General features: G+C 55.3%; 1 rRNA gene. It reads left to right on the top strand.

Features of this window, described 5'->3' with window-relative positions:
- Positions 1-20: 20 nt before the first annotated feature.
- Positions 21-2,941, top strand: a 23S ribosomal RNA gene (locus AC3Y2E_RS34455).

The raw sequence follows: 2,941 nt of genomic DNA, 5'->3' as shown, positions 1-2,941 counted from the left end.
TCGGGACATTCAAAAATCTTGGATAAGCTAATAAGGGCGCACGGAGGATGCCTAGGCGCTAGGAGCCGAAGAAGGACGTGGCGAACTACGATAATGCCTCGGGGAGTCGTAAGCAGGCTTCGATCCGGGGATGTCCGAATGGGGAAACCCGGCTGCGGTAATACGCAGTCACCTGTTGCTGAATACATAGGCAGCATGGAGGCACACCCAGGGAACTGAAACATCTAAGTACCTGGAGGAAAAGAAAACAAACGTGATTCCGTCAGTAGCGGCGAGCGAACGCGGAAAAGCCCAAACCGATCCCTTCGGGGATCGGGGTTGTAGGACGTCGATATGGCAAAAGCAGGTTAGGCGAAGCGGTCTGGAAAGGCCGGCCACAGAAGGTAAAAGCCCTGTAACCGAAAGCTTGCGTATGCCTAGACGGATCCTGAGTACGGCGGGGCACGGGAAACCCCGTCGGAATCCGGCAGGACCATCTGCCAAGGCTAAATACTCCCTAGCGACCGATAGCGAAGCAGTACCGTGAGGGAAAGGTGAAAAGCACCCCGGGAGGGGAGTGAAATAGAACCTGAAACCGTGCGCTTACAAAAAGTCAGAGGCCATTAACGGCTGATGGCGTGCCTTTTGTAGAATGAACCGGCGAGTTACGTTCCCGTGCGAGGTTAAGCCGAAGAGGTGGAGCCGCAGCGAAAGCGAGTCTGAATAGGGCGAATCAGTACGTGGACGTAGACCCGAAACCGTGTGATCTACCCCTGCCCAGGGTGAAGGTGCGGTAACACGCACTGGAGGCCCGAACCCACGAGCGTTGAAAAGCTCGGGGATGAGGTGGGGGTAGCGGAGAAATTCCAATCGAACTCGGAGATAGCTGGTTCTCCCCGAAATAGCTTTAGGGCTAGCCTCGGAAATGAGTCGCGGAGGTAGAGCACTGATTGGGTGCGGGGCCCGCCAAGGGTTACCAAGTCCAGTCAAACTCCGAATGCCGCAAACTTGAATTCCGGGAGTCAGACGGCGAGTGCTAAGATCCGTCGTCAAGAGGGAAAGAGCCCAGATCATCAGCTAAGGTCCCCAAGTGCGTGTTAAGTGGGAAAGGATGTGGAGTTGCACAGACAACCAGGATGTTGGCTTAGAAGCAGCCACCATTTAAAGAGTGCGTAATAGCTCACTGGTCGAGTGACTCTGCGCCGAAAATGTAACGGGGCTAAACACGCCACCGAAGCTATGGCTCGTACAACTTTGTTGTACTTGGGTAGGGGAGCGTTGTATGCGCGTCGAAGTCAGACCGGAAGGACTGGTGGAGTGCATACAAGTGAGAATGCCGGTATGAGTAACGAAAAGACTGGTGAGAATCCAGTCCGCCGAAAACCTAAGGGTTCCTGAGGAAGGCTCGTCCGCTCAGGGTAAGTCGGGACCTAAGGCGAGGCCGAAAGGCGTAGTCGATGGACAACAGGTTGACATTCCTGTACCACCGTAAGCCGTTACGAGCAATGGGGTGACGCAGAAGGGTAGTGACGCAGACTGATGGATGTCTGTCCAAGCAGTAAGGCTGGTCAGTAGGCAAATCCGCTGACCGTAAGGCTGAGCTGTGACGGGGAGGGAACATTGCAGTACCGAAGGTCATGATCTCAAGCTGCCGAGAAAAGCCTCTAGCCAGGCGAAGGTGCCCGTACCGCAAACCGACACAGGTGGGTGGGAAGAGAATTCTAAGGCGCGCGGAAGAACTCTCGTTAAGGAACTCGGCAAAATGACCCCGTAACTTCGGGAGAAGGGGTGCCTCGGTAGGGTGAATAGCCCGAGGGGGCCGCAGTGAAAAGGCCCAAGCGACTGTTTAGCAAAAACACAGGTCTGTGCGAAGCCGTAAGGCGAAGTATACGGGCTGACGCCTGCCCGGTGCTGGAAGGTTAAGGGGAGCGGTTAGGGGCAACCCGAAGCTGTGAACCGAAGCCCCAGTAAACGGCGGCCGTAACTATAACGGTCCTAAGGTAGCGAAATTCCTTGTCAGGTAAATTCTGACCCGCACGAATGGCGTAACGACTTGGGCGCTGTCTCAACGAGAGATCCGGTGAAATTTTAGTACCTGTGAAGATGCAGGTTACCCGCGACGTGACGGAAAGACCCCATGGAGCTTTACTGCAGCTTGATATTGGACTTTGGTACGATCTGTACAGGATAGGTGGGAGCCGTGGAAGTCGGAGCGCCAGCTTCGATGGAGGCGCCGTTGGGATACCACCCTGATCGTATTGGAGTTCTAACCTGCTACCGTGACCCGGTAGAGGGACCGTGTCAGGCGGGCAGTTTGACTGGGGCGGTCGCCTCCTAAAAAGTAACGGAGGCGCCCCAAGGTTCCCTCAGAATGGTTGGAAATCATTCGGAGAGTGCAAAGGCATAAGGGAGCTTGACTGCAAGACCTACAAGTCGAGCAGGGACGAAAGTCGGGCTTAGTGATCCGGTGGTACCGAATGGAAGGGCCATCGCTCAACGGATAAAAGCTACCCTGGGGATAACAGGCTTATCTCCCCCAAGAGTCCACATCGACGGGGAGGTTTGGCACCTCGATGTCGGCTCATCGCATCCTGGGGCTGAAGTAGGTCCCAAGGGTTGGGCTGTTCGCCCATTAAAGCGGTACGCGAGCTGGGTTCAGAACGTCGTGAGACAGTTCGGTCCCTATCTGTCGTGGGCGTAGGAAATTTGAGAGGAGCTGTCCTTAGTACGAGAGGACCGGGATGGACGTACCGCTGGTGTACCAGTTGTCTCGCCAGAGGCATAGCTGGGTAGCTACGTACGGAAGGGATAAGCGCTGAAAGCATCTAAGCGTGAAGCCCCCCTCAAGATGAGATTTCCCAATTCGTAAGACCCCTGGTAGACGACCAGGTTGATAGGTTCGGGGTGGAAGCGCAGCAATGTGTGGAGCTGACGAATACTAATCGGTCGAGGGCTTATCCTA

This window comes from Paenibacillus sp. MAH-35 (assembly GCF_058135425.1).
Note: the sequence above shows the minus strand (reverse complement) of the source record. Positions and strands in the feature narration are given on the sequence as shown.